Source organism: Streptomyces sp. BE303, from assembly GCF_036290945.1.
GTDB lineage: Bacteria > Actinomycetota > Actinomycetes > Streptomycetales > Streptomycetaceae > Kitasatospora.
Window position 1 is genome coordinate 1 of record NZ_JAQYWZ010000620.1, and the last position, 303, is coordinate 303.

Sequence of the window (303 nt, forward strand, 5' to 3'; positions counted from 1 at the left end):
GCCTTCCAGGCCCTCCCCGCTCTCCGCCGCCCCGGTGCCGTACCCCATGAACGAGGCGCCGACGAACACGCCCACCGGCTCGCCGCGCAGGCCCAGCGGATCGGCACCCGCCGCCTCCCGCGTCTCCCACGACGTCTCCAGCACCAGGCGCTGCTGCGGATCCATCGCCAACGCCTCTCGCGGCGAGATCCCGAACAGCCCCGCAACGAAGTCCCCCGCCCCGTACAGGAACCCGCCCACCCGGGCGTAGAACGTCCCCGCATGCTCCGGATACGGGTGGTAAAACACCTCCACATCACACAC

Annotated in this window: 1 protein-coding gene; it reads right to left on the bottom strand. The window is 71.3% G+C overall.

Features of this window, described 5'->3' with window-relative positions; all coding sequences use genetic code 11:
* A partial coding sequence (locus PUR56_RS14375) for a beta-ketoacyl synthase N-terminal-like domain-containing protein (RefSeq protein ID WP_329949195.1) occupies window positions 1-303 on the bottom strand: 303 nt, incomplete at both ends.